The sequence below is a fragment of the Pseudomonas sp. JY-Q genome (assembly GCF_001655295.1).
GTDB classification, from domain to species: domain Bacteria; phylum Pseudomonadota; class Gammaproteobacteria; order Pseudomonadales; family Pseudomonadaceae; genus Aquipseudomonas; species Aquipseudomonas alloputida.
In genome coordinates this window covers 1,732,238-1,753,159 of record NZ_CP011525.1, presented here as the reverse complement: position 1 = coordinate 1,753,159, position 20,922 = coordinate 1,732,238, and the positions used below count along the sequence as shown (strand labels likewise).

At 62.9% G+C, this 20,922-nt stretch carries 24 protein-coding genes; 11 read left to right on the top strand and 13 right to left on the bottom strand.

Features of this window, described 5'->3' with window-relative positions; translation table 11 throughout:
* The first annotated feature begins 116 nt into the window (after nt 1-116).
* Nucleotides 117-917 carry a cytochrome c gene (locus AA098_RS07875; protein WP_004577085.1) on the top strand — a complete coding sequence of 267 codons (801 nt, stop codon included), beginning with the start codon at nt 117-119 and terminating at the stop codon, nt 915-917.
* Between the two features lie 246 nt (nt 918-1,163).
* On the opposite strand, the gene AA098_RS07870 is transcribed toward AA098_RS07875, so the two are convergent.
* From AA098_RS07870 to AA098_RS07855, 4 genes are all read right to left on the bottom strand, one after another.
* Nucleotides 1,164-1,496 (bottom strand): ribonuclease E inhibitor RraB, encoded by a 333-nt coding sequence (locus tag AA098_RS07870; protein ID WP_003252824.1) that lies wholly within the window; start codon nt 1,494-1,496, stop codon nt 1,164-1,166.
* Nucleotides 1,497-1,670: 174 nt separating this feature from the next.
* Nucleotides 1,671-1,907 carry a hypothetical protein gene (locus AA098_RS07865; protein ID WP_003252823.1) on the bottom strand — a complete coding sequence of 79 codons (237 nt, stop codon included), beginning with the start codon at nt 1,905-1,907 and terminating at the stop codon, nt 1,671-1,673.
* Between the two features lie 204 nt (nt 1,908-2,111).
* Entirely contained in the window at nt 2,112-4,169 is a 2,058-nt protein-coding gene (locus tag AA098_RS07860) for an LTA synthase family protein (protein WP_003252821.1), read from the bottom strand.
* 139 nt (nt 4,170-4,308) lie between these two features.
* Nucleotides 4,309-4,500, bottom strand: coding sequence for a PLDc N-terminal domain-containing protein (locus tag AA098_RS07855; RefSeq protein ID WP_003252818.1), 192 nt, complete (start codon nt 4,498-4,500; stop codon nt 4,309-4,311).
* 126 nt (nt 4,501-4,626) lie between these two features.
* Between AA098_RS07855 and AA098_RS07850 the strand changes: the two genes are divergently transcribed.
* Nucleotides 4,627-5,565, top strand: a complete 939-nt coding sequence (locus tag AA098_RS07850) for a ZIP family metal transporter (RefSeq protein WP_003252816.1) — start codon at nt 4,627-4,629, stop codon at nt 5,563-5,565.
* 237 nt (nt 5,566-5,802) lie between these two features.
* On the opposite strand, the gene AA098_RS07845 is transcribed toward AA098_RS07850, so the two are convergent.
* From AA098_RS07845 to AA098_RS07835, 3 genes are all read right to left on the bottom strand, one after another.
* Nucleotides 5,803-6,753, bottom strand: coding sequence for an IS110 family transposase (locus tag AA098_RS07845; RefSeq protein WP_004577666.1), 951 nt, complete (start codon nt 6,751-6,753; stop codon nt 5,803-5,805).
* Nucleotides 6,754-7,137: 384 nt separating this feature from the next.
* Nucleotides 7,138-7,668, bottom strand: a complete 531-nt coding sequence (locus AA098_RS07840) for a hypothetical protein (RefSeq protein ID WP_004577082.1) — start codon at nt 7,666-7,668, stop codon at nt 7,138-7,140.
* A 60-nt stretch (nt 7,669-7,728) separates the two neighbouring features.
* On the bottom strand, nt 7,729-8,253 hold the full coding sequence (locus AA098_RS07835; protein ID WP_003252811.1) for an ankyrin repeat domain-containing protein: 525 nt from the start codon (nt 8,251-8,253) through the stop codon (nt 7,729-7,731).
* 266 nt (nt 8,254-8,519) lie between these two features.
* Here AA098_RS07835 and AA098_RS07830 point away from each other — a divergent pair, with 266 nt between their 5' ends.
* Entirely contained in the window at nt 8,520-8,792 is a 273-nt protein-coding gene (locus AA098_RS07830) for a DUF3509 domain-containing protein (protein ID WP_003252809.1), read from the top strand.
* A 123-nt stretch (nt 8,793-8,915) separates the two neighbouring features.
* On the opposite strand, the gene AA098_RS07825 is transcribed toward AA098_RS07830, so the two are convergent.
* The 3 genes from AA098_RS07825 to aroC all read right to left on the bottom strand — a co-directional run bounded on the left by AA098_RS07825 (nt 8,916) and on the right by aroC (nt 11,840).
* The gene (locus tag AA098_RS07825) at nt 8,916-9,452 is read right to left on the bottom strand and encodes an oxidase (protein ID WP_003252807.1); all 537 of its coding nucleotides are present in this window, start codon (nt 9,450-9,452) and stop codon (nt 8,916-8,918) included.
* The gene (locus AA098_RS07820; RefSeq protein ID WP_004577081.1) at nt 9,452-10,606 is read right to left on the bottom strand and encodes an MFS transporter; all 1,155 of its coding nucleotides are present in this window, start codon (nt 10,604-10,606) and stop codon (nt 9,452-9,454) included. The genes AA098_RS07825 and AA098_RS07820 overlap by 1 nt, the downstream gene beginning before the upstream one ends.
* Nucleotides 10,607-10,748: 142 nt before the next feature.
* Nucleotides 10,749-11,840 carry a chorismate synthase gene (gene aroC / locus AA098_RS07815; protein WP_003252803.1) on the bottom strand — a complete coding sequence of 364 codons (1,092 nt, stop codon included), beginning with the start codon at nt 11,838-11,840 and terminating at the stop codon, nt 10,749-10,751.
* A 239-nt stretch (nt 11,841-12,079) separates the two neighbouring features.
* On the opposite strand from aroC, the gene AA098_RS07810 reads away from it, so the two are divergent.
* A complete protein-coding gene (locus tag AA098_RS07810; protein ID WP_003252801.1) occupies nt 12,080-13,042 on the top strand; it encodes an alpha/beta hydrolase in 963 nt (320 codons plus the stop codon).
* Nucleotides 13,043-13,107: 65 nt separating this feature from the next.
* Nucleotides 13,108-13,890 (top strand): hypothetical protein, encoded by a 783-nt coding sequence (locus tag AA098_RS07805; protein ID WP_003252799.1) that lies wholly within the window; start codon nt 13,108-13,110, stop codon nt 13,888-13,890.
* A gap of 128 nt (nt 13,891-14,018) precedes the next feature.
* On the opposite strand, the gene prmB is transcribed toward AA098_RS07805, so the two are convergent.
* The gene (gene prmB, locus AA098_RS07800; protein WP_003252797.1) at nt 14,019-14,927 is read right to left on the bottom strand and encodes a 50S ribosomal protein L3 N(5)-glutamine methyltransferase; all 909 of its coding nucleotides are present in this window, start codon (nt 14,925-14,927) and stop codon (nt 14,019-14,021) included.
* Nucleotides 14,928-15,108: 181 nt separating this feature from the next.
* Between prmB and AA098_RS07795 the strand changes: the two genes are divergently transcribed.
* The 5 genes from AA098_RS07795 to AA098_RS07775 all read left to right on the top strand — a co-directional run bounded on the left by AA098_RS07795 (nt 15,109) and on the right by AA098_RS07775 (nt 17,887).
* Nucleotides 15,109-15,699 carry a cysteine hydrolase family protein gene (locus tag AA098_RS07795; RefSeq protein WP_003252796.1) on the top strand — a complete coding sequence of 197 codons (591 nt, stop codon included), beginning with the start codon at nt 15,109-15,111 and terminating at the stop codon, nt 15,697-15,699.
* Nucleotides 15,700-15,784: 85 nt separating this feature from the next.
* Complete coding sequence (locus AA098_RS07790; RefSeq protein ID WP_004577080.1) at nt 15,785-16,105, top strand: hypothetical protein; 321 nt, start codon at nt 15,785-15,787, stop codon at nt 16,103-16,105.
* Nucleotides 16,106-16,279: 174 nt separating this feature from the next.
* Nucleotides 16,280-16,840, top strand: a complete 561-nt coding sequence (locus tag AA098_RS07785) for a Smr/MutS family protein (protein ID WP_003252791.1) — start codon at nt 16,280-16,282, stop codon at nt 16,838-16,840.
* Nucleotides 16,841-16,910: 70 nt separating this feature from the next.
* Nucleotides 16,911-17,456, top strand: a complete 546-nt coding sequence (gene folE, locus AA098_RS07780; RefSeq protein WP_003252789.1) for a GTP cyclohydrolase I FolE — start codon at nt 16,911-16,913, stop codon at nt 17,454-17,456.
* A 59-nt stretch (nt 17,457-17,515) separates the two neighbouring features.
* On the top strand, nt 17,516-17,887 hold the full coding sequence (locus AA098_RS07775) for a glutaredoxin (RefSeq protein ID WP_003252787.1): 372 nt from the start codon (nt 17,516-17,518) through the stop codon (nt 17,885-17,887).
* A 138-nt stretch (nt 17,888-18,025) separates the two neighbouring features.
* Here AA098_RS07775 and AA098_RS07770 read toward each other — a convergent pair whose 3' ends face one another.
* Complete coding sequence (locus tag AA098_RS07770) at nt 18,026-18,628, bottom strand: glutathione S-transferase family protein (protein ID WP_003252786.1); 603 nt, start codon at nt 18,626-18,628, stop codon at nt 18,026-18,028.
* Nucleotides 18,629-18,772: 144 nt separating this feature from the next.
* Between AA098_RS07770 and AA098_RS07765 the strand changes: the two genes are divergently transcribed.
* Nucleotides 18,773-19,963, top strand: coding sequence for a benzoate/H(+) symporter BenE family transporter (locus AA098_RS07765; RefSeq protein ID WP_064614030.1), 1,191 nt, complete (start codon nt 18,773-18,775; stop codon nt 19,961-19,963).
* A gap of 94 nt (nt 19,964-20,057) precedes the next feature.
* Here the strand turns inward: AA098_RS07765 and AA098_RS30130 are convergent, their stop codons facing one another.
* Entirely contained in the window at nt 20,058-20,762 is a 705-nt protein-coding gene (locus tag AA098_RS30130) for a methyl-accepting chemotaxis protein (RefSeq protein ID WP_370588378.1), read from the bottom strand.
* Between the last annotated feature and the right edge of the window lie 160 nt (nt 20,763-20,922).

The window sequence follows — 20,922 nt, the reverse complement described above, 5'->3', positions numbered from 1 at the left end:
CCACCACGTTGCTGTTGATCTTGCCGAACCTGACACGTTTGTTTGGCTGACTGCGGCGGTGGCGCCAACGGGCAACGCACAGGTAACCTGCTGGCCTTGATGGTCGGAGATCGCCTATGCGCCACTGCCTTGCCCTGCTAGCGTTGCTCCTGAGCCTGCCATTGTCGGCGGCGCAACTGCACCTTGAACTGGGCGCGACACCGCGCCAGTGGAGCAGCGCCGAACTGCTTGGCCACCCTGAGGCCCAGGACATCAGCATCGAACAGGACGTATCCTACAAACGCCCCATGCACTATCGGGCGGTGCCACTGGTCACGCTGCTGAAAGGCGTGACTGCCAGCGATCACCTGCAGGCCGTGGCGCTGGATGGTTTTGCCGCCGAAATGCCCGCTGCGCCCTTGCTGCAGCAAGGGCCGGCACGGGCCTGGCTGGCCGTGGAAGACCCCGACACGCCGTGGCCGTCACTGGGTCCAGGCAAGCCAAGTGCCGGGCCGTTCTACCTGGTGTGGACTGCGCCGCAGGCCAGCGGCATCCGCCCTGAGCAGTGGCCATTCCAGATCGCCACCCTTCGCAAGCTGGCCCCGGTGGACCAGCGGTTTCCTGCGCTGCTACCCGACCCGAAGCTGCCGGCCGACAGCCCGGTGCGCCAAGGCTTTGCCCTGTTCCAGCAGAATTGCCTGGTGTGCCACCGGTTGAACGGTGCGGGGGATGGGCAGGTGGGGCCGGACTTGAATGTGCCGTATAACCCGACCGAGTATTTTCAGCCGGTTTATTTACGCAAGCTGATACGCGACCCGCAAAGCCTGCGGCGGTGGCCGCAGGCGAAGATGCCGGGGTTTGCCGAAAGTGTGTTGAGTGAACAGGAACTGGATGCGCTGCTGGCCTATTTGGGGCACATGGCAGCGCGTAAGCCTTGAGGGCCTCTTCGCGGGTAAACCCGCGCCTACACGGTGGTGGACACACACCGGGGGGTGAACACAGACCGTCGTAGGAGCGGGTTTACCCGCGAAAGGGCCGGTCCTGCTGGCCAATATCCCCGGCCGTTCTTCGTTGCCGCCGCCACCGTATTCGCGGGTGAACCCGCTCCTACAACGGCAGGGGGTGTCCACCCTCCATCAATGTGTAGGCGCGGGTTAACCCGCGAACGGGCCAACACAAAACTGTCAGGCCGTGAGCCGTTCGTGCTTGACGCCCCACCCTTCCACCTCACCCCCATACGGTGTCACCAACTGCTCGAAGGCCTCTTCAAAGTCGCCAATCCCGCCATGGGTGGCGTACATGACCTTGCTCAGTTCCAGGTGCCAGGCACCGTCGCCCAGCTCCTTCACCTGGGCATTGAGCGATTCCCCGCGAAACTGCCCGGCTGCACGACGGGCCCCTGCTTCGTCCGGGAATACGGCATAGAACTCGATGGGGTGGATCTGGGTGAAGTCGAAACCGCCTGCTTTCATCTGGCGCAGGACGTTGCTGCTGATATCGTCGTTCTGGCTGCTCATGAATCGTCCTCCTGAATAAAGCAATGGATAGACTTTCCGTGCACTACGCACCTGCCGGCAAAGGCCGTGCAGTTCGAGCTGATGCAAGACGCGAATTGTAGCGGCGCCAACCCGCAGAACAGGCAGGCCCTTCTCCAGCGTAGTGCCTGCCAAGGCACCACGCAAACGTGTGGTTCAGGGGACTTCGTGAATGCTGGTGATGGTCACACCACTATGCTCTTTGAGCCAGCGTGCGGTCGGGGAGATGATACGGTCCTGGAAGTCGTTGAGGTCCAGCTCGTCCATCACCGGAAACAGGTGTGAGCGGATGGCCCGCGCAACGTCTTCCTCGCTGGGGCAATGCTCGGCATGCAACAGCAATGTGGACGGTTCGCCCTTCTGGTCGGCAAAAATGACTTCCCACTCTTTCATTGAACGGACCCTCTCAGTCAACGAACACCAGGTGTGTGATGCCTGAATAACTGACCTTGGGGCGGGGATAATGTTCAGTCCGGGAAATTGTGCGGGGCCCATTTGCAGGCTTGCCCGCGCCAACAGGGCCAGCACAAGGTTCGAACCCTGTGCAAGCCTGTGGGCGCGGGCAAGCCCGTGAATGGGCCGCAACGCGGCCCCGGTTTACTTCGGTGTGCCGTGCACCACGCCAGCGGTGTTATCCAGCAGGCTCTTGGTCGCCGTCTGGATATACGCTTCCAGCTTCTTGAGCATTTCCGGCTGGTCCGGGCTTTCGATCAGTTCGGCCTTGAACTCGCTGCCCAACTGGTAGCGGTACATCCGCGGGCTCATGTCCTTGGACTCGATCAGGATACGGTCACCCTGCACCAACCCGACAATCTGCTCGCTGCCCGACGGCTTGATCATGCCCACGCCCTGGTCACCCTCGGGCAGGTTGAGCAGGTCACGCCCCCAGCACTGGTGGCGAGCCTTGCCACCCAGGCGGCCCATGATGGTCGGCACGATGTCGACCTGGGTACCCACAGTGTGGTTCACCGCACCGAACTTCTCCTGAATGCCCGGGGCAATCAGCAGCAGCGGCACGTTGAAGCGGCCCAGGTCCAGCTCGGTAACCTGCTGGTGGTTGCCAAAGCCATGGTCACCGACGATGACGAACAGGGTGTCCTTGAAGTAAGGCTCCTTACGCGCCTTCTCGAAGAACTGGCCCAGCGCCCAGTCCGAATAACGCATGGCAGTCAGGTGCTCGTCCAGACGGCCCTGGCCGGTCACTTTCTCTACCGGCAAGTCCTTCGGCAGGGCGTACGGCGTGTGGTTGGACAGCGTCTGCAGCAGCGCGTAGATCGGCTTCTTGCCATCATGCTTGGCCAGCTCTTCGTTGCCGCGGTCGAACATGTCCTGGTCGGACACACCCCAAGTCGGGTCGGAGAACACCGGGTTGACGAAGTCATTACGGCCGATGAAGGTGGTCATCCCCTGGTTGCCGAAGAACCCGGACTGGTTGTCCCAGGCAAAGTCGCCGTTGTAGACGTACACGTCGTCGTAGTCACGGGCGCTGAGCAGCGCCGGCAGGCCCGACAGCTTATGGCCGCCTTCCGGGGTCTGCATCAGGTATTCGAAACCTGGCAGGTTGGGGAAGCAGGCCATGGTGGCGAACATGCCCTGGTGGGTATGGGTGCCGTTGGAGAAGAAGCGGTCGAACAGCAGGCCTTCTTTGGCCAGCTTGTCGAAGTACGGGGTGATGTTGTTGGGGCTGCCAAGCGCGCCTACCGAGTGGCCGGCGAAGCTTTCCATCAGGATCACCACCACGTTCTTGATCGGCAGGGTACGGTCAGCCGGCGGCACAAAGTCGCGGCGGATAGCGGCTTCGTCGGCGTCGACCAGCGTGTCGTGGGCGGTCAGCAGTTGCTCACGCACACTTTGCGTGGCCACGTCCTGCTCCAGGACTGGCTTCCAGATGTTGGCACGGTCCTCGCCAAAACGGCTCTTGGCAGCGTCGATCAGGGTCAGGGTGCCGTTCAGGCCCAGCTGGTTGACGAAGTTGGAGTCCGTGGTGAAGGCATCACCCCAGCGCATCGGCGGGCCCTGGCGCAGGGTGCCACGGGCAGCGACCACGGCCACCAGCAAGATCACCATGAATACCGCCAGGCGCTTGTACCACGGGGCAACGCGGTACAGGCCTTCGGCACGGGTGGCGCGATCGATACCTTTGAACAGCAGGCTCAGCAGCCAGGTCCCGAAGGCCCAGGCCAGCAGGTAGCGGACCACCGGGAAACCGTACCAGAGCATGCTCATGACGGTTTTCGGGTCTTCCTTGATGTATTGGAAAACCAGGCCGTTGAGGCGCTGGTGGAACTCGCGGTAGAAGTCCATTTCCATCAGGCCGAGGAACATCACCACGCTCGAAGCGAGGGTCAGCCAGAAACGGAACACGCCACGCCGGGCCATGGCCCAGGGGCTGAGGATGGCCAGCAGCAGCGGAATACTGATGTAAACCACCACCCGCAGGTCGAAGCGCAAGCCGTTGAGGAAGCCTTCGGCGACCGTCGAATAAGGGGTATCACCGACCATGTCGTTGTTGTAGGCCAGCAGCGCCAGGCGCACGAGGCTGAGCATCAGCATGATCACCAGGCCGCTGAGCAGCGTGTAGGCCAGGTGGGATTTCAAGGTCGGCGAAAATGACGTTCGCGCGCCCTGTTGCTTCAAGGCGTCCGTGTTAGCCATGAATGGGAAGGTCCTAGGATTGCGGTTTGCGAAGAGGCGATGGCGCTAGGCCAACGCAGCATTATGCGGGTGCGGATTCTGTTTAAACCAATGTGAAAATTTTGTCACGGCCCTATTACTGGCTATGTCAGTAACGCGCCTAGAGCCGCACATTCCCCCGCGGCCCGGCAATCGCCCAGATCACCAGCCCCACCACCGGCAGCAAGGCGATCAACAAGATCCACAACACCTTGATGCCCACCTCGCTGCCACTCTTGATCACGTTGAGAATGGCCCAGATATCCAGCGCCAGAATGATCAGCCCGACCAGGCTGTTGAAGGTAGATCCCATGTCTGAATTCCTGTCCAGAGGCTTTGCTGCACAGCATAGTCAGCTATCGCAGCAATAGAAGGGAATCCTTGGCGGATGTCGCAGGTCCCTCGGTAGACTGACTGCATTCACTGATTCGAGGTTCGCATGCCACCCACCCACAGCCAAAGCGCCGCCCCCTCTTCACTGCTGCAGGCCTGGCGCCAGCAGGTTACCGATACCCCCTGGCTCAGCGCCGGCCTGGGGCTGAGCCTGCTGGCGGTGTGCGTGCTGCTGGCCGCCAGCCTCTGGAACGCGGTGAACGGCGACCATGCCGACAACCTGCACCTGGCCATGCTGGGCGGGTTGTCCGGCTTTGGGGCCACCGCACTGGGCGCCGTGCTGGCAGTGGTGCTGCGCGATGTCAACGCGCGCACCCAGGACGTGATGCTGGGCTTTGCTGCCGGCATGATGCTGGCCGCCAGCTCGTTTTCGCTGATTTTGCCGGGCCTGGAGGCTGCCCGCGAGATCACGGGCAACGGCCCGGCCGCTGCGTTTACCGTGGTGCTGGGCATGGGCCTGGGTGTGCTGCTGATGCTGGGCCTGGACCGCTTCACCCCGCATGAACACGAAAGCACCGGCCCGTGCGGCCCCGAAGCCGAGCGCATCAGCCGGGTGTGGCTGTTTGTGCTGGCGATTACCCTGCACAACCTGCCTGAAGGCATGGCGATTGGCGTGAGCTTTGCCAATGGCGACATGAACATCGGCCTGCCACTGACCAGTGCCATCGCCATTCAGGACATCCCCGAGGGGCTGGCCGTGGCGCTGGCCTTGCGCGCCACGGGGCTTTCCAACCTGAAGGCCGCGTTGGTGGCGATAGGGTCGGGCCTGATGGAGCCGCTAGGGGCGGTGATCGGGCTGGGGATTTCTACCGGCTTTGCCCTCGCCTACCCGATCAGCATGGGGCTGGCGGCGGGGGCGATGATCTTTGTGGTCAGCCACGAGGTGATCCCCGAAACCCACCGCAACGGGCACCAGACAGCGGCGACCCTGGGGTTGATGGGTGGGTTTGCGGTGATGATGTTTCTCGACACTGCGCTGGGCTGAAGATTGATATTTCGTGAGCCGGCCTCTTCGCGGGCTCGCCCGCTCCCACAGGGATATCACAGGGCCTGATGCGGTGGAGTATCTGTGGGAGCAACTGTCTTGCTCAATTTCTAAAAGCTGGCGCCTTCCCTGTGGGAGCGGGCTTGCCCGCGAACACGGGCGAAGCCCGTGCCATCCACCACGGTGTTGGCTTCGCGGGCAAGCCCGCTTCCACGCGGCTCACGCTGCGTTCTGGATTTACGTTGTACTTTCAGGCTGCGGTAGCACTAGATCGAGCCATGATGTACCCGTTCTGAGCATGGCATTTAACCGCACGATGAACGTTCTCATGCAGGCCACGATAGCGACTTTGGGAAGTTTTCCGCGCTCCCGCAGTGACTGATAACGAGCCTTGAGTGCTGGGTTGTATCTCATCGCCACAAGGCATGCCATGTACAGCGATCGCCTGACCGCAAATCGTCCGCCAGAGATAGAGCGCTTGCCCATGAATTTCCCACTGTCGTGGTTGAAGGGCGCCACTCCGACCAGGGAGGCAATTTCTCTGGATTCAACCCGACCCAGCTCCGGCAGCAGCGCTACTAGCTTGCCCGCTGTCACCATCCCAATGCCTTTCACTTTAATCAGTTGGGTAACCCGTTCGTCGTTCAGCATCGCGGTTTGCTGTTCGATCTCACGCTCAACCAGTTTGATCTGCGCTTTGAAGTGTTTCAGGTTGGCATTCAGGTAGTTAGCAACTGCAGTCGATTGCACCTGCTTCAGGCGCCGCAGGTCGTCATCTCGCTGTTGAACCAACCGATCACGTTGCTGAAGCAACTCTCGCAGAAGCGCTCGTTCGGGGCTGATTCGCAGGGAGGGTTGATCTGGAATGACTTCGGCATAGTGCGCCAGAACCTCGGCGTCGATGGCGTCAGTCTTGGCCTTGATGCCTAAAGAGTCAGCGAATGACCTGGCTCGCCTGGGATTAACGCGTATGACCTTGTAGCCAGCGTCCTGTAGAAAACGCATGACATCTCGCTCGTAGCCACCCGTTGCCTCTAACAGGACGCGCTTGATACTGAGCTTGCGAAGGCTCTCCAGTAGCGCCTCAAAGCCTGTGGGATCATTGCTTAAATGCATTTTGATGCCCTGTGGCCGCACCGCAGCATCAAGGGAGAGACTGGAAACATCGATACCCAAGAAGGAAGCCATCACCAAAACCTCCTAAACTCAACACAGTGAGAGGACTTTGGCTTGGCCCACGCTTGTGATTCGAGATCAGAGCCGCATCCAACTGTTCGGGCTCTCGCCAAAGTGGAACGGTGAATGGCAGCTTATGCTCCCACACGTGCTCAAGGCACCTACGGCATTCAGCTTGCCATTCACCGCTCTCACTCCAGATTCTAATCCCCCATCAAGACACAAGCGGCCTTGTGTCGCGAAAGGGCCGCGAAGCGGCCCCGGCATTATTTGCATCGACGCTGAAATCCCGGGGCTGCTGTGCAGCCCTTTCGCGACACAAGGCCACACACACGGATCGCGCCAGCTTTCAGAAATTGAGCAAGACAGTTGCTCCCGAAAGGACTGCGCCAGGCTTTAGATGTGTACGGCGACCTTCAGTGCTTCCAGCGCCGGCTCGACCTTGATGCCCAGCGCTGCCCCCAGCTCCATTACCCGCGCCAGGTCCTGCTGCCCCACCATGACCATCTGCAGTTCATCATCGAGCAACTGGCTGAAGTTGAGCAGCACATAACCCCCGGCCTCCTTGTTCAGCGCGCCCATCTGCACCTGGATACGGTTGAGCGCGGTCAGTGGCTCGGTACGGGCCAGTTGCTTGGGCTTGAGGGTAAACGGCACGCTGTTGTCGAACGAGTCGCTGATCTGCTGGAACAGCGCCTGGTAGCTGTCGGCCTGGAACACCACGGTATCCGGCAGGCTGCCCAGCACCACCCATTCGCCCAAAGGCATCGGGAAAGTGTCGTCGTAGTTGATGTCGGGGTTGGCGGCCAGGAAGGCGACAGGGTCGGCGTAGGCCTGGGCGGCCTCGTCGGCGATACGCTCGATATCTGCCTCACGCATGCAGCCGGCGCCAATGAGGCTGATGAATTCGAGCAACTGAGTTTTCATGAAAGGGGGCCTGCGACGGGTGAAAAGTCGCCAAGGATAGCCGCAAATGCCCCCAGGCGGTTAGCCGGCCAGCACTTGCAGGCGCGCCGCGGTGTCTGCTGCGCCCATGGTTTGCGCCGCCATCAGGGCGGTGATGCCGCGGGCGTCCTGGTGCGCCGGGTCGGCCCCCTGGGCCAGCAGATAGTCGAGGATTTCGCTGCGGTTGAACATCGCCGCCAACATCAGCGCGGTGCGACCGTCCTGCGCGGCGGCATCCACCGGCACGCCATGCTCCACCAGCAGGCGAATCATCGCCAGGTCCCCTTTGAATGCGGCACCGGCAATTGGCAGTTGGCCATTGTCGTTGGCAATCAGCGGATCGGCACCTTGCGCCAGCAGCACGCGCACCGCCTCGTGGTGGCCGTGGTAGCTGGCCAGCATCAGCAAGGTATCGCCCTTGTGATTACGCAGGTTGGCCGGCAGGCCGCTGGCAAGCAGGCGCCCGAGCATGTCGGCGTCGCCTTGGCGGGCACGTTCGAACACCTGCTCGGCGAACGCAGCGGTTTCGTCATCGGTCATGGTGGCGGGTGCGGCTTGGCTGGACATAGGGAACCTCCTGGCATAATTGATGGCCCAAGTGTTCGTCAGGCATGCCATTGCGGTCAAAGGTTCAGATTCTATGAGGCCGATAGGCAAACCCTGACCCGTGCAAAATGCACTGTGCAAAATGCACGACCGTGCAGCCTGCACGATGCCGCTTCTGCAAATCACCCGTAACCGCCTGTATTTACTGGGTTTTTCGCCAAACAGGATTCTGGCACGGTCACTGCAACCATCAACTCATGTCTGCCACACAACAGCCAGGAGTTGATATGGACCTCATCCAGCAAAAGTTCGCCTCGGTATTTTCGGCCTATCAGGTAAATACCAAAGCCCGGCCCGATGGCGGTGTACTGCTTACCCTGCGCGCAGCGGATGGCAAGGTTACCCGCCGGGTGCTGACCTACGGGCAATTGCACAGTGCCGAACAGCTGTCCTGGGCGATCAGTGCCATCCGTCGTGACCTGGCTGAAGAGGCCAGTGAGTTGCCGGTCATCTCGATGCTGCAGAGCCAGCAGCGGTTTGCCTTGCCGACCTATCGTTGAGATTTGTGTCGCCTGACCTGGCCTCTTCGCGGGTGAACCCGCTCCTACATTGACTGCGTGATGCCTAAGGGCGGCGCAACCGCTGTAGGAGCGGGTTAACCCGCGAAGAGGCCGGCAATGCCATTACAACTCGTCGATCCCCAAAAACGCCCGCGCCGTTACATCCCCGGTAAACCGCGCCTGCATGCCCTGCTCGCTGCCATACAAGCGCAACGCCAGGCAAAACGGTGTATCACCCAGCTCAACCCAGCGCCGCGTCCCGGCCGGCACCAGCAGCTGGTCACCCTTCTCGCACAGCACCGAATACACCCAGTCCCCCAGCCGCAGGCCAACCTGCGCCCGCCCGCTGACCACGGCGAACAGCTCGTCGGCATCATGCACATGTTCATCACGCACATCGACCTGTGCCGGGTCTTCACCGTCGCGGTTGAGCAGCGCGAAGGCCTTGCTACCATGCGCCGTCATCAACTCATCCAGATACACGCGGCAAACCTCCAGCACCTCGTCCTGGGCCGTGCCCGGGCGCACCCGCAGGCCAGGTTCGGCATGCACAAAGCGCACGCCCTGTTCGGCCAACGTAGCGGCGATGTCGTCGTGGTGAGTCAGCACCTTGTTCGGCAGTGCCGGGCTGGCGGGGTGGAAAACGCTGAGAATGCTCATCAGGGGCGGGTCCTGGTCGGTTGCGAACAAAGGGCAATGATAACGGCTGCGGCCAAGGCTGCGGCACTGGCCATACCAAAGGTGAAGGTGGGGCCCAGCAGCTTCCAGCTGTAGCCTGAGTACAGCGCCCCCAGCGCACCGCCGGTACCCGACAGCGCTGCGTAAAGCGCCTGGCCCTGGCCCTGCTGGCGGGCACCGAAGCTGGCCTGGACGAACGCGATGCTGGCGGCATGGAAGCAGCCGAAGGTGGCCGCGTGCAGCAACTGGGCGAAGATCAGTACTGCCGGCTCCTGGGCCAGGTTGCCCAGCAGCAGCCAGCGCAATGCCGCCAGCAGGAAGCTGACCAACAGCACGCGCTGCACGCTGAAACGGGCGAACAGGCGGCTCATGACCATGAACATCAGCACCTCGGCCACCACCCCAAGCGCCCATAACAGGCCGATGGCACCGCGCGTGTAGCCCAAGTGCTCCAGGTGCAGGGTAAGGAAGGTGTAGTACGGCCCGTGGCTGAGCTGCATCAGGGCCACGCACGCGTAGAACGCGATCACCCCCGGGGCACGCAACTGCTGCAGGAAGCCCCCCGTGCCGCTGCGCCCGCCCTGTTCCACCGGCTGGGCATTGGGCACCCACAGGCTGGCGGCAACGATGCCGGCCATGATCGTGACCAGCGCCACCGGGTAGATGTCCAGGCTCAACCACTCGAACAAGCGGCCCAGGCCAACCACGGTGAGGATGAAACCGATCGAACCCCACAGACGTACCTGGCTGTAGCGCGACGTTTGCCCGTGCAGGTGGGCCAAGGTGATGACCTCGAACTGCGGCAGCACCGCATGCCAGAAGAACGCGTGCAGGGCCATCACCAGCGCCAGCCAGGCGTAGCTTTTGCCGAAGAAGATCAGGGCGAAGGTGGCCAGGGTGCACAGCGCGCCAAGGCGGACGATCAACAGGCGCTGGCCCGTGCGATCGCCCAGCCAGCCCCACAGGTTGGGGGCCACGCAGCGCATCAGCATGGGGATGGCCACCAGCTCGCCGATGCGCGCCGGGGAGAAGCCCAGGTGGTCGAAGTACAGCGCCAGGAACGGTGCGGTGGAGCCCAGCAGGGCGAAATAGAACAGGTAGAAGCTGGACAGGCGCCAGTAGGGGATGGGTTGCATGGGGTGGCCTTGTGGGGACCTGGGCCGGCCTCTTCGCGGGTGAACCCGCGCCTACGCGGATTTCACCCTGTCACTGCACCTGAGGGCAGTGATATCCCAATGTAGGCGCGGGTTTACCCGCGAAGAGGCAGGTGCAGGTGGATCAGCGCTGGCCCAGCACCGGGGTATTCACTTGCACATCGGCATTCTGCGCACGGTGGCGCAGCAGGTGGTCCATCAGCGCAATGGCCATCATCGCCTCGGCAATCGGCGTGGCACGGATACCCACGCACGGGTCATGGCGGCCCTTGGTGATGACGTCCACCGGGTTGCCATCGACATCGATCGAGCGGCCCGGGGTGGTGATGCTGGAAGTGGGCTTCAGTGCCAGGTGGGCAACGATCGGCTGGCCCGAGGAAATACCGCCCAGAATGCCGCCTGCATTGTTGCTGAGGAAGCCTTCCGGGGTCAGCTCGTCCCGGTGCTCGGTGCCGCGCTGAGCCACACTGGCGAAGCCGGCGCCGATTTCCACGCCCTTGACCGCGTTGATGCTCATCAGCGCATGGGCCAGCTCTGCATCCAGGCGGTCGAAGATCGGCTCGCCCAGCCCGGGCATCACGCCTTCTGCGACCACGGTGATCTTGGCGCCCACCGAATCCTGGTCTCGGCGCAGCTGGTCCATGTAGGCCTCCAGCTCAGGTACTTTGTCCGGATCAGGGCTGAAGAAGGCGTTCTGCTCCACCGACTCCCAGGTCTTGAACGGGATTTCGATCGGGCCCAGCTGGCTCATGTAGCCACGCACGGTGATGCCCTGGGTGGCCAGGAACTTCTTGGCGATAGCGCCGGCGGCCACGCGCATGGCGGTTTCGCGGGCCGAGCTGCGGCCGCCGCCGCGGTAGTCGCGGATACCGTACTTGTGGTGGTAGGTGTAGTCGGCGTGGGCCGGGCGGAACAAGTCCTTGATGGCCGAGTAGTCCTTGGACTTCTGGTCGGTGTTGCGGATCAGCAGGCCGATCGAGCAGCCGGTGGTGCGGCCTTCGAACACGCCGGAAAGGATTTCTACCTCGTCGGCTTCCTGGCGCTGGGTGGTGTGCCGGCTGGTGCCGGGCTTGCGCCGGTCAAGGTCGTGCTGCAGGTCGGCGAGGGAAATTTCCAGGCCCGGAGGGCATCCATCGACAATGGCGACCAACGCCGGGCCATGGCTCTCGCCAGCGGTGGTGACAGTGAACAGCTTGCCGTAGGTATTGCCGGACATGGACGCTCCGCGAGTTCTGCCTGAAATGGACGAAAGCAGCAGTATACAGATGGTTGGGCGGCCTGTGCTGGCCTCTTCGCGGGTAAACCCGCTCCTACACGGTCACCACCAGATTCCAATGGTGTGCAGCCCCCCCCGTAGGAGCGGGTTCACCCGCGAAGAGGCCGAACCTGCCATGCACACCCGAGAACCTTCCTGCAAACATTGGGTCAAACCCACATCTCCCCATGTAGTACCGCATGATGTCGCGCCTCGTCGCCTTGCTCTTCCTGCTGTGCACCGGCCTGGCCCAGGCCGCCGCCCCCACTGTACTGCAACGCCCGATCGACCTGGACACCGGCCAGGGCGTGCTGCACGGCAGCCTGCTGCTGCCACAACAGGCCACCCCGCCGCCAGTGGTGCTGATCATCGCCGGCTCCGGCCCCACCGACCGCGACGGCAACAACCCGGCGTCGGGCCGGGTCGACAACCTGAAGCGCCTGGCCCTGCTGCTGGCCAACGAACACATTGCCAGCGTGCGTTACGACAAACGCGGGGTGGCCGCCAGCCAGCCGGCCACGCCTGACGAGCGTGACCTCAGCGTGGAGCGCTACGTGGCCGATGTGGTCGCCTGGAGCCGCAAGCTCAAAGCCGACCCGCGCTTCGGCCCGCTGATCCTGATTGGCCACAGCGAAGGCGCACTGATTGCCAGCCTGGCCGCCGAGCAGGCTGGCGCCAGCGCAGTCATCACCCTGGCCGGCAGCGGCCGGCCGCTGGCCGAGGTGCTGCACGAACAACTGGCCCAGCGCCTGCCGCCCGCGCAACTGGCCGGTGGCAGTGCCCTGCTCGACCGCCTGCAGGCCGGGCAGACCAGCCTGGATGTGCCAGCGCCGCTGCGCCAGGTGTTTCGCCCCAGCGTGCAGCCGTACCTGATTTCGCTGTTCCAGCAAAACCCGGCAGCCGCCTTTGCCCGCCTGCCCATGCCCGCGCTGATCGTGCAGGGGCGCAACGACGTGCAGGTGGACGTGGCCGACGCCCAACGGCTGAAAGCGGCCAAGCCAGATGCACAACTGGTCCTGATTGATGGCATGAACCACATGCTGCGCATCAGCCCCAAGGGCATGAGCCAGCAGCGCGACAGCTACCTCAACCCCGAGCTGCCGCTGGCGCGTGAGCTGGGCGAGCGAATTGTGACGTTCATCCAGCATTTGCCTTCGGCGTAAGTCAAACAGGCTCAGGTCTCAGCCATGCCTGCCGATACAGCAGGCATAGCTGAGGACAAGCCCTGATGACCACCTCCCCCACCGCCGTCGAGCCGGCCGAAGAACCCCAGGAAATCCCCGCCCTGCCCTGGGCCGAGCTGACCGCCGAACATTTCCAGCTGCTGCGCCTGGCAGCACTGCCTACCGACCGCAGCACCGGCGCGCGGCCGCTGCGTTTTGTGCAGTTCGGCTATGCAGAGCGCCATGACAAGGCACACAGCCTGCTGCGCATGGAAATCCAGCTGCCTGGGCAAAAAGTGCACAAAGAGCAGAACCGCCTGGACATCCGCGTCGACCATGCCGAGCGCCTGGTGCGTATTGGCAATGAACATGGCCTGCAACTGGAACCTGTGAACCGTGGCATCGGCCGTTTCATGCTGGCCCAGGCCGCGCAGTGGTTGCAGCGCAGGTGGTCGCACTACCGGGTTGAAGGCATGGCGCTGCCGAGCAAGGATGCCCTGAACGAGGACTCACGCCTGCGCCGTGACCACTGCTTGCGCGGGGTGGGTATCGAGGTGCAGTACGAGGACAGCCAGCACCTGAAGGGCCGTACCGCGGATATGACGGTGGGCCAGCTCAAGGCCGCCTGGAGCAACGAGCGCCTGCAGCGGGTGGAGATTCTGGATGCCGCCAACCTGCTGCAGCAGGCGGACCAGCAACTGCAGGAAAAGGAAGGGCAACTGCGCGAGCGGGATGAGCGCGTGGCCAAATACCAGCGCGAAGACGGCGGATTGCGTTTCACCATTACCTGCCTGGTGGCGTTTGCCGTGTTCCAGGCAGGGCTGTTGATCTGGATTGCAACCCGCTAAGACCGCATCAGCCGGTGGAGATTGGGGCCGCTTCGCGGCCCATCGCGACACAAGGCCGCTCCCACACATTGATCGCGCACCTTGTGGAGCCTTGTGTCGCGATGGGCTGCAAAGCAGCCCCAAATAGCCTAAACGCGGGCCTTGAACAATTCCTGATGCTGGCGGCACTGCTCGGCGGTGAGCATGAACACCCCGTGCCCGCCACGCTCGAATTCCAGCCAGGCAAAGTCCACCTCGGGGTACAACGCCTCGACATGCACCTGGCTGTTGCCCACTTCAACAATCAGCAAACCCTTCTCGGTCAGGTGGTCAGCCGCTTCGGCCAGCATCCGCCGTACCAGGTCCAGGCCGTCGCTGCCGCAGGCCAGGCCCAGCTCGGGCTCATGGTGGTACTCGGCCGGCATGTCGTCGAAGTCTTCGGCATCGACATACGGCGGGTTGGACAGGATCAGGTCGAAACGCTGCCCCGGCAAACCGCCAAAGCCATCGCCCTGCACGGTGTACACGCGCCCGTCCAGGCCATGGCGCTCGATGTTCTGGTTGGCCACTTCAAGGGCCTGGAACGACAGGTCGGCCAACACCACCTCGGCCTCGGGGAACACGTCAGCGGCGACGATGCCGATGCAACCCGACCCCGTGCACAGGTCCAGAATGCGCGCCGGCTCGCTGGCCAGCCACGGCTCAAAACGTTTTTCGATCAGCTGGCCAATGGGCGAACGCGGCACCAGCACCCGTTCGTCGACGATGAACGACATGCCGCAGAACCAGGCCTCGCCCAGCAGGTAGGCGGCCGGTACACGCTCTTCGATACGGCGCTTGAGCAGGTGCTGAAGGCGTACTCGCTCGTCGTCCTCGAGCATGCAGTCCAGGTAGCTGTCGGCCACCTCCCATGGCAGGTGCACCGCACCCAGCACCAGCAGGCGGGCTTCGTCCCAGGCGTTGTCGGCACCGTGACCGAAGAACAGGTCATGCTCGTGGAAGCGGCTGACCGCCCAGCGGATGTAGTCGCGCAGCGTGCGCAGACGGGATGTGATCACGGGGTACTCCTATTTTCAGACCGGACAAAAGTCTAACAGCCCCACCCGCACATTTGTTCCTTTGCCTTGCCCAAAGGCTAGCCACAGGCCAGTAACCATGCCGCTTGCGTTGTCAACCATTCCCATTGGCGCCAAGGCAGGGGAGAATAGGTATACAAAAGCCCTATCCAAGGAGCCCTTGATGTCCGTTCCAACCACGATGTTTCGCCTCACTGGCCGCGACTATCCGCCGGCCAAGCTGAGCCACGCCAGCCTGATCATCATCGATGCACAAAAGGAGTACCTCAGTGGTCCCCTGAAGCTGTCAGGCATGGACGAGGCCGTGGCCAACATCGCCAGGTTGCTCGACGCCGCCCGTAAAAGCGGCCGTCCGATCATCCATGTTCGCCACCTGGGCACTGTTGGTGGCCGCTTCGACCCCCAGGGGCCGGCTGGCCAGTTCATTCCGGGGCTGGAGCCGCTGGAAGGTGAAATCGTCATCGAAAAACGCATGCCCAACGCGTTCAAGAACACCAAGCTGCACGAAACTTTGCAGGAGCTGGGCCACCTGGACCTGATCGTCTGTGGTTTCATGAGCCATTCCAGCGTCAGCACCACCGTTCGCCGCGCCAAGGACTATGGTTATCGGTGCACCCTGGTAGAAGACGCGTCGGCCACCCGCGACCTGGCATTCAAGGACGGCGTCATTCCGGCCGCGCAGATTCACCAGTGCGAAATGGCCGTGATGGCTGACAACTTCGCTTGCGTCGCACCCACCGCGAGCCTGATCTGAGCGGCTTGCAGGACCGCCCGGCAGCCGGGCGGAACCCGATGGGCAGCAGCAGGTCGAATTCCGGATATCCACCGAGGAGAGCGGAATGAAGCTTAAAGGCAGTTTCGACGCCAAGCGCCTGCGCCCGCGCGAGCCGCGTAACTGGGGCGCCCGCCTGGCGGCCGGTCTGTCGGCCCTGCTGGCGACGCTGGGCGTATTGCTGGCCATGGCCGGCGTCGCCGGCCTGCTGGGCAACTACCCTGCCCTGCAGGAACTCAACGCCAACAAACCGTTGTCCAGCATTCTCACCGTGGCTGGCTTGCTGTTGCTGTGGCTGGGTGTGCGCTTCTGGCGGCGCAGCCGTATCCGCTTGCGCCGCGGGCGGGAGCTTAACCTGTCGCCGCACCTGATGAAGAAGCACGATTGATGGTTTTGCGTAACCTGTGCGGGCCTCTTCGCGGGTAAACCCGCTCCTACAGGTACCCCGCCGCCTTCAGGCTCTGTGACATCCCCGTAGGAGCGGGTTTACCCGCGAAGAGGCCCGCACAGGCTGCACACGGCCCCACAGTCGCGTAAACTACGTCGCCTACGTGGAGGCATCATGCAAGACGACGATTTTTCCCTGTTCAAGGCCGAAGTGCGCGGCGTAAAGCCGATCAGCCACGACCGTGCCGACGTCGGCAAGCCCAAGGCCGACCGCCAGAAGCTGGCCGGCCTGCGCCAGGCGGCGACCGTGCGCAGTGACAAGGCCTTGGTCATCGATGGCATGTCCGACCAGTTCGTCATCGACGTAGGCGCCGAAGACGAGCTGATGTGGCGCCGCGATGGCGTACAGGAAGGCCAACTGCGCAAGCTGAAGCTGGGGCAGATTCCATTCGAGGGCAGCCTCGACCTGCACGGCATGACGGTGGAAAAGGCCCGCGAAACCTTGTGGGACTTCATCGCCGAAGCCACTAAACTGGAGGTGCGCTGCGTGCGGGTGACCCACGGCAAGGCCGCGCGCCTGGACGGCAAGCGCCCGATGATCAAGAGCCACGTCAACACCTGGCTGCGCCAGCACCCGCAAGTGCTCGGTTTTGCCTCGTGCAGTGCCCGCCACGGCGGCACCGGCGCGGTGTATGTGATGCTGAAGCGAACCATGCTCGAAGGCCGCGACGAGTAACGCCGCGCTTGCAGCGCCGCCCTCACCGCCGTACCCTTCGTTTTTGCGATTTTTTCCCACAGGTAGATCCATGTCCCTGGAACAGAACTACACCGAGATCCTCAGCCAGATTGGCGAGGACGTCTCCCGTGAGGGCCTGCTCGACACGCCCAAGCGGGCTGCAAAGGCGATGAAGTACCTTTGCCGCGGTTATGAGCAAACACTGGAAGAAGTCACCAACAACGCTTTGTTCAGCTCTGACAACAGCGAAATGGTGCTGGTCCGGGACATCGAGCTGTATTCGATGTGCGAACACCACATGCTGCCGTTCATTGGCAAGGCACACGTTGCCTACCTGCCGAAGGGCAAGGTACTGGGCCTGTCCAAGGTGGCACGTATCGTCGACATGTACGCCCGCCGCCTGCAGATCCAGGAAAACCTCAGCCGCCAAATCGCCGAAGCCGTGCAGCAGGTAACCGGTGCCGCGGGTGTGGCCGTGGTGGTCGAAGCCAAGCACATGTGCATGATGATGCGCGGTGTCGAGAAGCAGAATTCGACCATGATCACCTCGGTGATGCTGGGTGAGTTCCGCGATAACGCCGCCACCCGTAGCGAGTTCCTCAGCCTGATCAAGTGATTGGTTGCTGACCCCAAGCCGACCCTTCAGGGTCGGCTTTTGCATTTCAGGAGTTGCCCATGATCGTCAAAGCCCTGCGGGTTGGCCTCGGCCAGCTCATTGTGTTCGGTGACTGGATCAGCCGCCCGGCCAAGCGCAAGCGCGACGCGGCCGCCCAGGCCCGCATCGAGCAAGCGGCCAAGGGGCTGGCGCTGTACCAGTTCCACGCCTGCCCGTTCTGCGTCAAAACCCGCCGCACCCTGCACCGTTTGAACGTGCCGGTGGCGCTGCGCGACGCCAAGAACGACCCGGTGCACCGCCAGGCCCTGCAAGAAGGTGGCGGCCGAGTGAAAGTGCCATGCCTGCGCATTGAAGAAGCCGGCAAGGTGACTTGGATGTATGAGTCCAAGGCGATCATCGCTTACCTGGATGAGCGGTTTGCCACCATCTGACTGACGCTGCAGATCCCTTGTGGGAGCGGGCGAGCCCGCGAAGCAGGCATCGCGGTGGTTGGCACGGGCTGCGCCCGTGTTCGCGGGCACGCCCGCTCCCACAAGGGTTGCGCAAGCGCCTGGAAAACAGGTCGGCTTTCAACCCACCATCGGCACATGCCGCGGGTGGCTGCTGACCCGCTCCAGCCAGGCCCTTACCGCCGGGTACTCCGCCAGGTCGAAGCCGCCCTGCTGCGCCACATGGGTGTAGGCATACAACGCCACATCGGCAATCGAGTAGTGCTCACCCACCAGGTAAGGCGTCATCTGCAACTGACGCTCCATCACCTTCAGCGCCTTGTAGCCGCCCTTGTGCAATTTGCGGTACTCGTCCAGGCGCTCGTCCGGTAACCCCAGGTAGAACTGGATGAACCGCGCCACGGCAATGTACGGCTCATGGCTGTACTGCTCGAAAAACTGCCACTGCAGCACCTGGGTACGCAGGCGCGGCTCGCTGGGCAGGAACTCGCTGCCATCGGCCAGGAAGTTGAGAATGGCGTTGGACTCCCACAGGTAGCTACCGTCTTCCAGTTCCAGCACCGGTACCTTGCCGTTAGGGTTCATCGCCAGAAACTCGGGCGTTTCGGTCTCGCCCTTGAGGATGTCCACCGGGTGCCATTCATAGGGCCGGCCCAGCAGGCTCAACATGAGCTTGACCTTGTAACAGTTACCCGACTGGTAGTCGCCATAGACCTTGTACATCGACCCTCCCTGCAAAGCAGTTTCGCAATTGCGCCCAATATTTGGCGACTGTACGGCTAAAAGCAATGGCCGCTGTATGGCAAGGATCAACCTTGCTCGCTGTAGTCTGAAAAAACTGCTTACACCTTTACAAGGATTTTATTCATGACCGATGCCACTTCCGCACGCCTGCGGCCCCTGGCAGACACCTCCCCCTCGGCGGTGGTCGCCGGCTTCATTGCCATGCTCACCGGCTATACCAGTTCGCTGGTGCTGATGTTTCAGGCCGGCCAGGCGGCCGGGCTGACCACCGCGCAGATCTCGTCCTGGATCTGGGCGCTGTCGATCGGCATGGCGGTATGCAGCATCGGCCTGTCGCTACGCTACCGCACACCGGTCACCGTCGCCTGGTCCACCCCCGGCGCGGCGCTGCTGATCACCAGCCTGGGTGGGGTCAGCTATGGCGAAGCCATTGGCGCCTACATTACCTGCGCCTTGCTGGTGCTGGTGTGCGGCCTGACCGGCAGCTTCGAGCGCCTGGTCAAACGCATCCAGGCCTCGCTGGCCTCGGCGCTGCTGGCGGGCATCCTGTTCAAGATCGGCAGCGAAATCTTCGTGGCCGCCCAGCACCGCACGTTGCTGGTGCTGGGCATGTTCTTCAGCTATCTGCTGGTCAAGCGCCTGTCGCCGCGTTATTGCGTGCTGGCCGCGCTGTTGGTGGGCACGGCATTGTCCGGCGCGTTGGGCCTGCTGGACTTCAGCGGCTTCCACCTGGAAGTGGCCAAGCCGGTGTGGACCACACCAAGCTTCTCGCTGGCGGCAACCATCAGTATCGGCATTCCGCTGTTCGTGGTGGCCATGACTTCACAGAACATGCCAGGCGTAGCCGTCCTGCGTGCCGACGGCTACCAGGTACCGGCCTCGCCGCTGATTTCGGCCACCGGCTTTGCCTCGCTGCTGCTGGCGCCGTTCGGCTCGCATGGGGTCAACCTGGCGGCGATCAGCGCGGCGATTTGCACCGGGCCGCATGCCCATGAAGACCCGGCCAAACGCTACACCGCGGCGGTGTGGTGCGGGATTTTCTACGGCATTGCCGGAGTGTTCGGCGCCACCTTGGCGGCACTGTTCGCGGCATTGCCGAAAGAACTGGTGCTGTCGATTGCGGCACTGGCGCTGTTTGGTTCGATCATGAACGGTTTGACCGTGGCCATGAGCGAGGCGCGTGAGCGGGAGGCCGCGGTGATCACCTTTATGGTGACCGCTTCGGGGCTGACCTTGTTCTCGATTGGTTCGGCGTTCTGGGGGATTGTGGCGGGGGTGTTGGCTTTGGTGATTCTTAACCCGCGCAGGGGGTGAGGGTTGTTGTTGCCTGGGGTGGCCTCTTCGCGGGTAAACCCGCTCCTACGACGGGAAATCACAACCCGCGAATGGGCCGGCACAGGCAACGAGATTACAACCTGAAATGCCCCACCATGCCCTTCAAATCGGTGCCCAGCTGCGCCAGCTCGACACTGGACCGGGCATTGTCCTGCATCGCCAACGCCGCCTGGTCCGCACTGCCACGAATCTGCGTGACACTGCGGCTGATCTCTTCCGCCACCGAACTCTGCTGCTCGGCGGCTGCGGCAATCTGCTGGTTCATCTGCTGAATCAATGACACCGCTGCGGCAATGCTGCCCAGCGCACTTTCGGTCTGCAGTGCATCGGCCACGGCCAGCCGCACCAGCTCGGTACTGCCGCGGATCTGCGTCACTGACTGTTGGGCATTGCCGCGCAGGCTGGCCACCAAGGTCTCTATCTGCTCGGTGGATTGCCGGGTACGCCGCGCCAGGGCGCGCACTTCATCGGCCACCACGGCAAAGCCGCGCCCCTGCTCGCCGGCGCGGGCAGCCTCGATGGCAGCATTAAGCGCCAGCAGGTTGGTTTGCTCGGCCACGCTCTTGATCACTTCCAACACGTCACCAATGGTGTGGATTTCGGCACTGAGGCTGTCGATGCCGGCACTGGCAGCTTCTGCCGCCGACGCCAGCTGCTCGATGCGCTGCATGCTCTGGCGCACCACCTGCTGGCCGGTGTCGACCTTCTCGTCCGCGGCCTGGGCCGCCTGCGCCGCCTCCTCGGCATTGCGCGCCACATCGTGCACGGTGGCAGTCATCTGCTGCATGGCGGTCGCCACCTGTTCGGTTTCCTCCTTCTGGCTGCCCACCTCGCGGTTGGTCTGCTCGGTCACCGTCGACAACGCCTGGGCGCTGCCGGCCAATTGTTCGATGCCCTGCTGCAAGCCACTGACAATGCCCGAGAGCCCCGCCGCCATC

What these genes read in the sequence shown, in the direction of transcription:
- AA098_RS07875 (WP_004577085.1), top strand. Translation starts at nt 117, where the DNA reads ATGCGCCACTGCCTTGCCCTGCTAGCGTTGCTCCTGAGCCTGCCATTG.
- AA098_RS07870 (WP_003252824.1), bottom strand. Translation starts at nt 1,496, where the DNA reads ATGAGCAGCCAGAACGACGATATCAGCAGCAACGTCCTGCGCCAGATG.
- AA098_RS07865 (WP_003252823.1), bottom strand. Translation starts at nt 1,907, where the DNA reads ATGAAAGAGTGGGAAGTCATTTTTGCCGACCAGAAGGGCGAACCGTCC.
- AA098_RS07860 (WP_003252821.1), bottom strand. Translation starts at nt 4,169, where the DNA reads ATGGCTAACACGGACGCCTTGAAGCAACAGGGCGCGCGAACGTCATTT.
- AA098_RS07855 (WP_003252818.1), bottom strand. Translation starts at nt 4,500, where the DNA reads ATGGGATCTACCTTCAACAGCCTGGTCGGGCTGATCATTCTGGCGCTG.
- AA098_RS07850 (WP_003252816.1), top strand. Translation starts at nt 4,627, where the DNA reads ATGCCACCCACCCACAGCCAAAGCGCCGCCCCCTCTTCACTGCTGCAG.
- AA098_RS07845 (WP_004577666.1), bottom strand. Translation starts at nt 6,753, where the DNA reads ATGGCTTCCTTCTTGGGTATCGATGTTTCCAGTCTCTCCCTTGATGCT.
- AA098_RS07840 (WP_004577082.1), bottom strand. Translation starts at nt 7,668, where the DNA reads ATGAAAACTCAGTTGCTCGAATTCATCAGCCTCATTGGCGCCGGCTGC.
- AA098_RS07835 (WP_003252811.1), bottom strand. Translation starts at nt 8,253, where the DNA reads ATGTCCAGCCAAGCCGCACCCGCCACCATGACCGATGACGAAACCGCT.
- AA098_RS07830 (WP_003252809.1), top strand. Translation starts at nt 8,520, where the DNA reads ATGGACCTCATCCAGCAAAAGTTCGCCTCGGTATTTTCGGCCTATCAG.
- AA098_RS07825 (WP_003252807.1), bottom strand. Translation starts at nt 9,452, where the DNA reads ATGAGCATTCTCAGCGTTTTCCACCCCGCCAGCCCGGCACTGCCGAAC.
- AA098_RS07820 (WP_004577081.1), bottom strand. Translation starts at nt 10,606, where the DNA reads ATGCAACCCATCCCCTACTGGCGCCTGTCCAGCTTCTACCTGTTCTAT.
- aroC (WP_003252803.1), bottom strand. Translation starts at nt 11,840, where the DNA reads ATGTCCGGCAATACCTACGGCAAGCTGTTCACTGTCACCACCGCTGGC.
- AA098_RS07810 (WP_003252801.1), top strand. Translation starts at nt 12,080, where the DNA reads ATGATGTCGCGCCTCGTCGCCTTGCTCTTCCTGCTGTGCACCGGCCTG.
- AA098_RS07805 (WP_003252799.1), top strand. Translation starts at nt 13,108, where the DNA reads ATGACCACCTCCCCCACCGCCGTCGAGCCGGCCGAAGAACCCCAGGAA.
- AA098_RS07795 (WP_003252796.1), top strand. Translation starts at nt 15,109, where the DNA reads ATGTCCGTTCCAACCACGATGTTTCGCCTCACTGGCCGCGACTATCCG.
- AA098_RS07790 (WP_004577080.1), top strand. Translation starts at nt 15,785, where the DNA reads ATGAAGCTTAAAGGCAGTTTCGACGCCAAGCGCCTGCGCCCGCGCGAG.
- AA098_RS07785 (WP_003252791.1), top strand. Translation starts at nt 16,280, where the DNA reads ATGCAAGACGACGATTTTTCCCTGTTCAAGGCCGAAGTGCGCGGCGTA.
- folE (WP_003252789.1), top strand. Translation starts at nt 16,911, where the DNA reads ATGTCCCTGGAACAGAACTACACCGAGATCCTCAGCCAGATTGGCGAG.
- AA098_RS07775 (WP_003252787.1), top strand. Translation starts at nt 17,516, where the DNA reads ATGATCGTCAAAGCCCTGCGGGTTGGCCTCGGCCAGCTCATTGTGTTC.
- AA098_RS07770 (WP_003252786.1), bottom strand. Translation starts at nt 18,628, where the DNA reads ATGTACAAGGTCTATGGCGACTACCAGTCGGGTAACTGTTACAAGGTC.
- AA098_RS07765 (WP_064614030.1), top strand. Translation starts at nt 18,773, where the DNA reads ATGACCGATGCCACTTCCGCACGCCTGCGGCCCCTGGCAGACACCTCC.
- AA098_RS30130 (WP_370588378.1), bottom strand. Translation starts at nt 20,762, where the DNA reads ATGACTGCCACCGTGCACGATGTGGCGCGCAATGCCGAGGAGGCGGCG.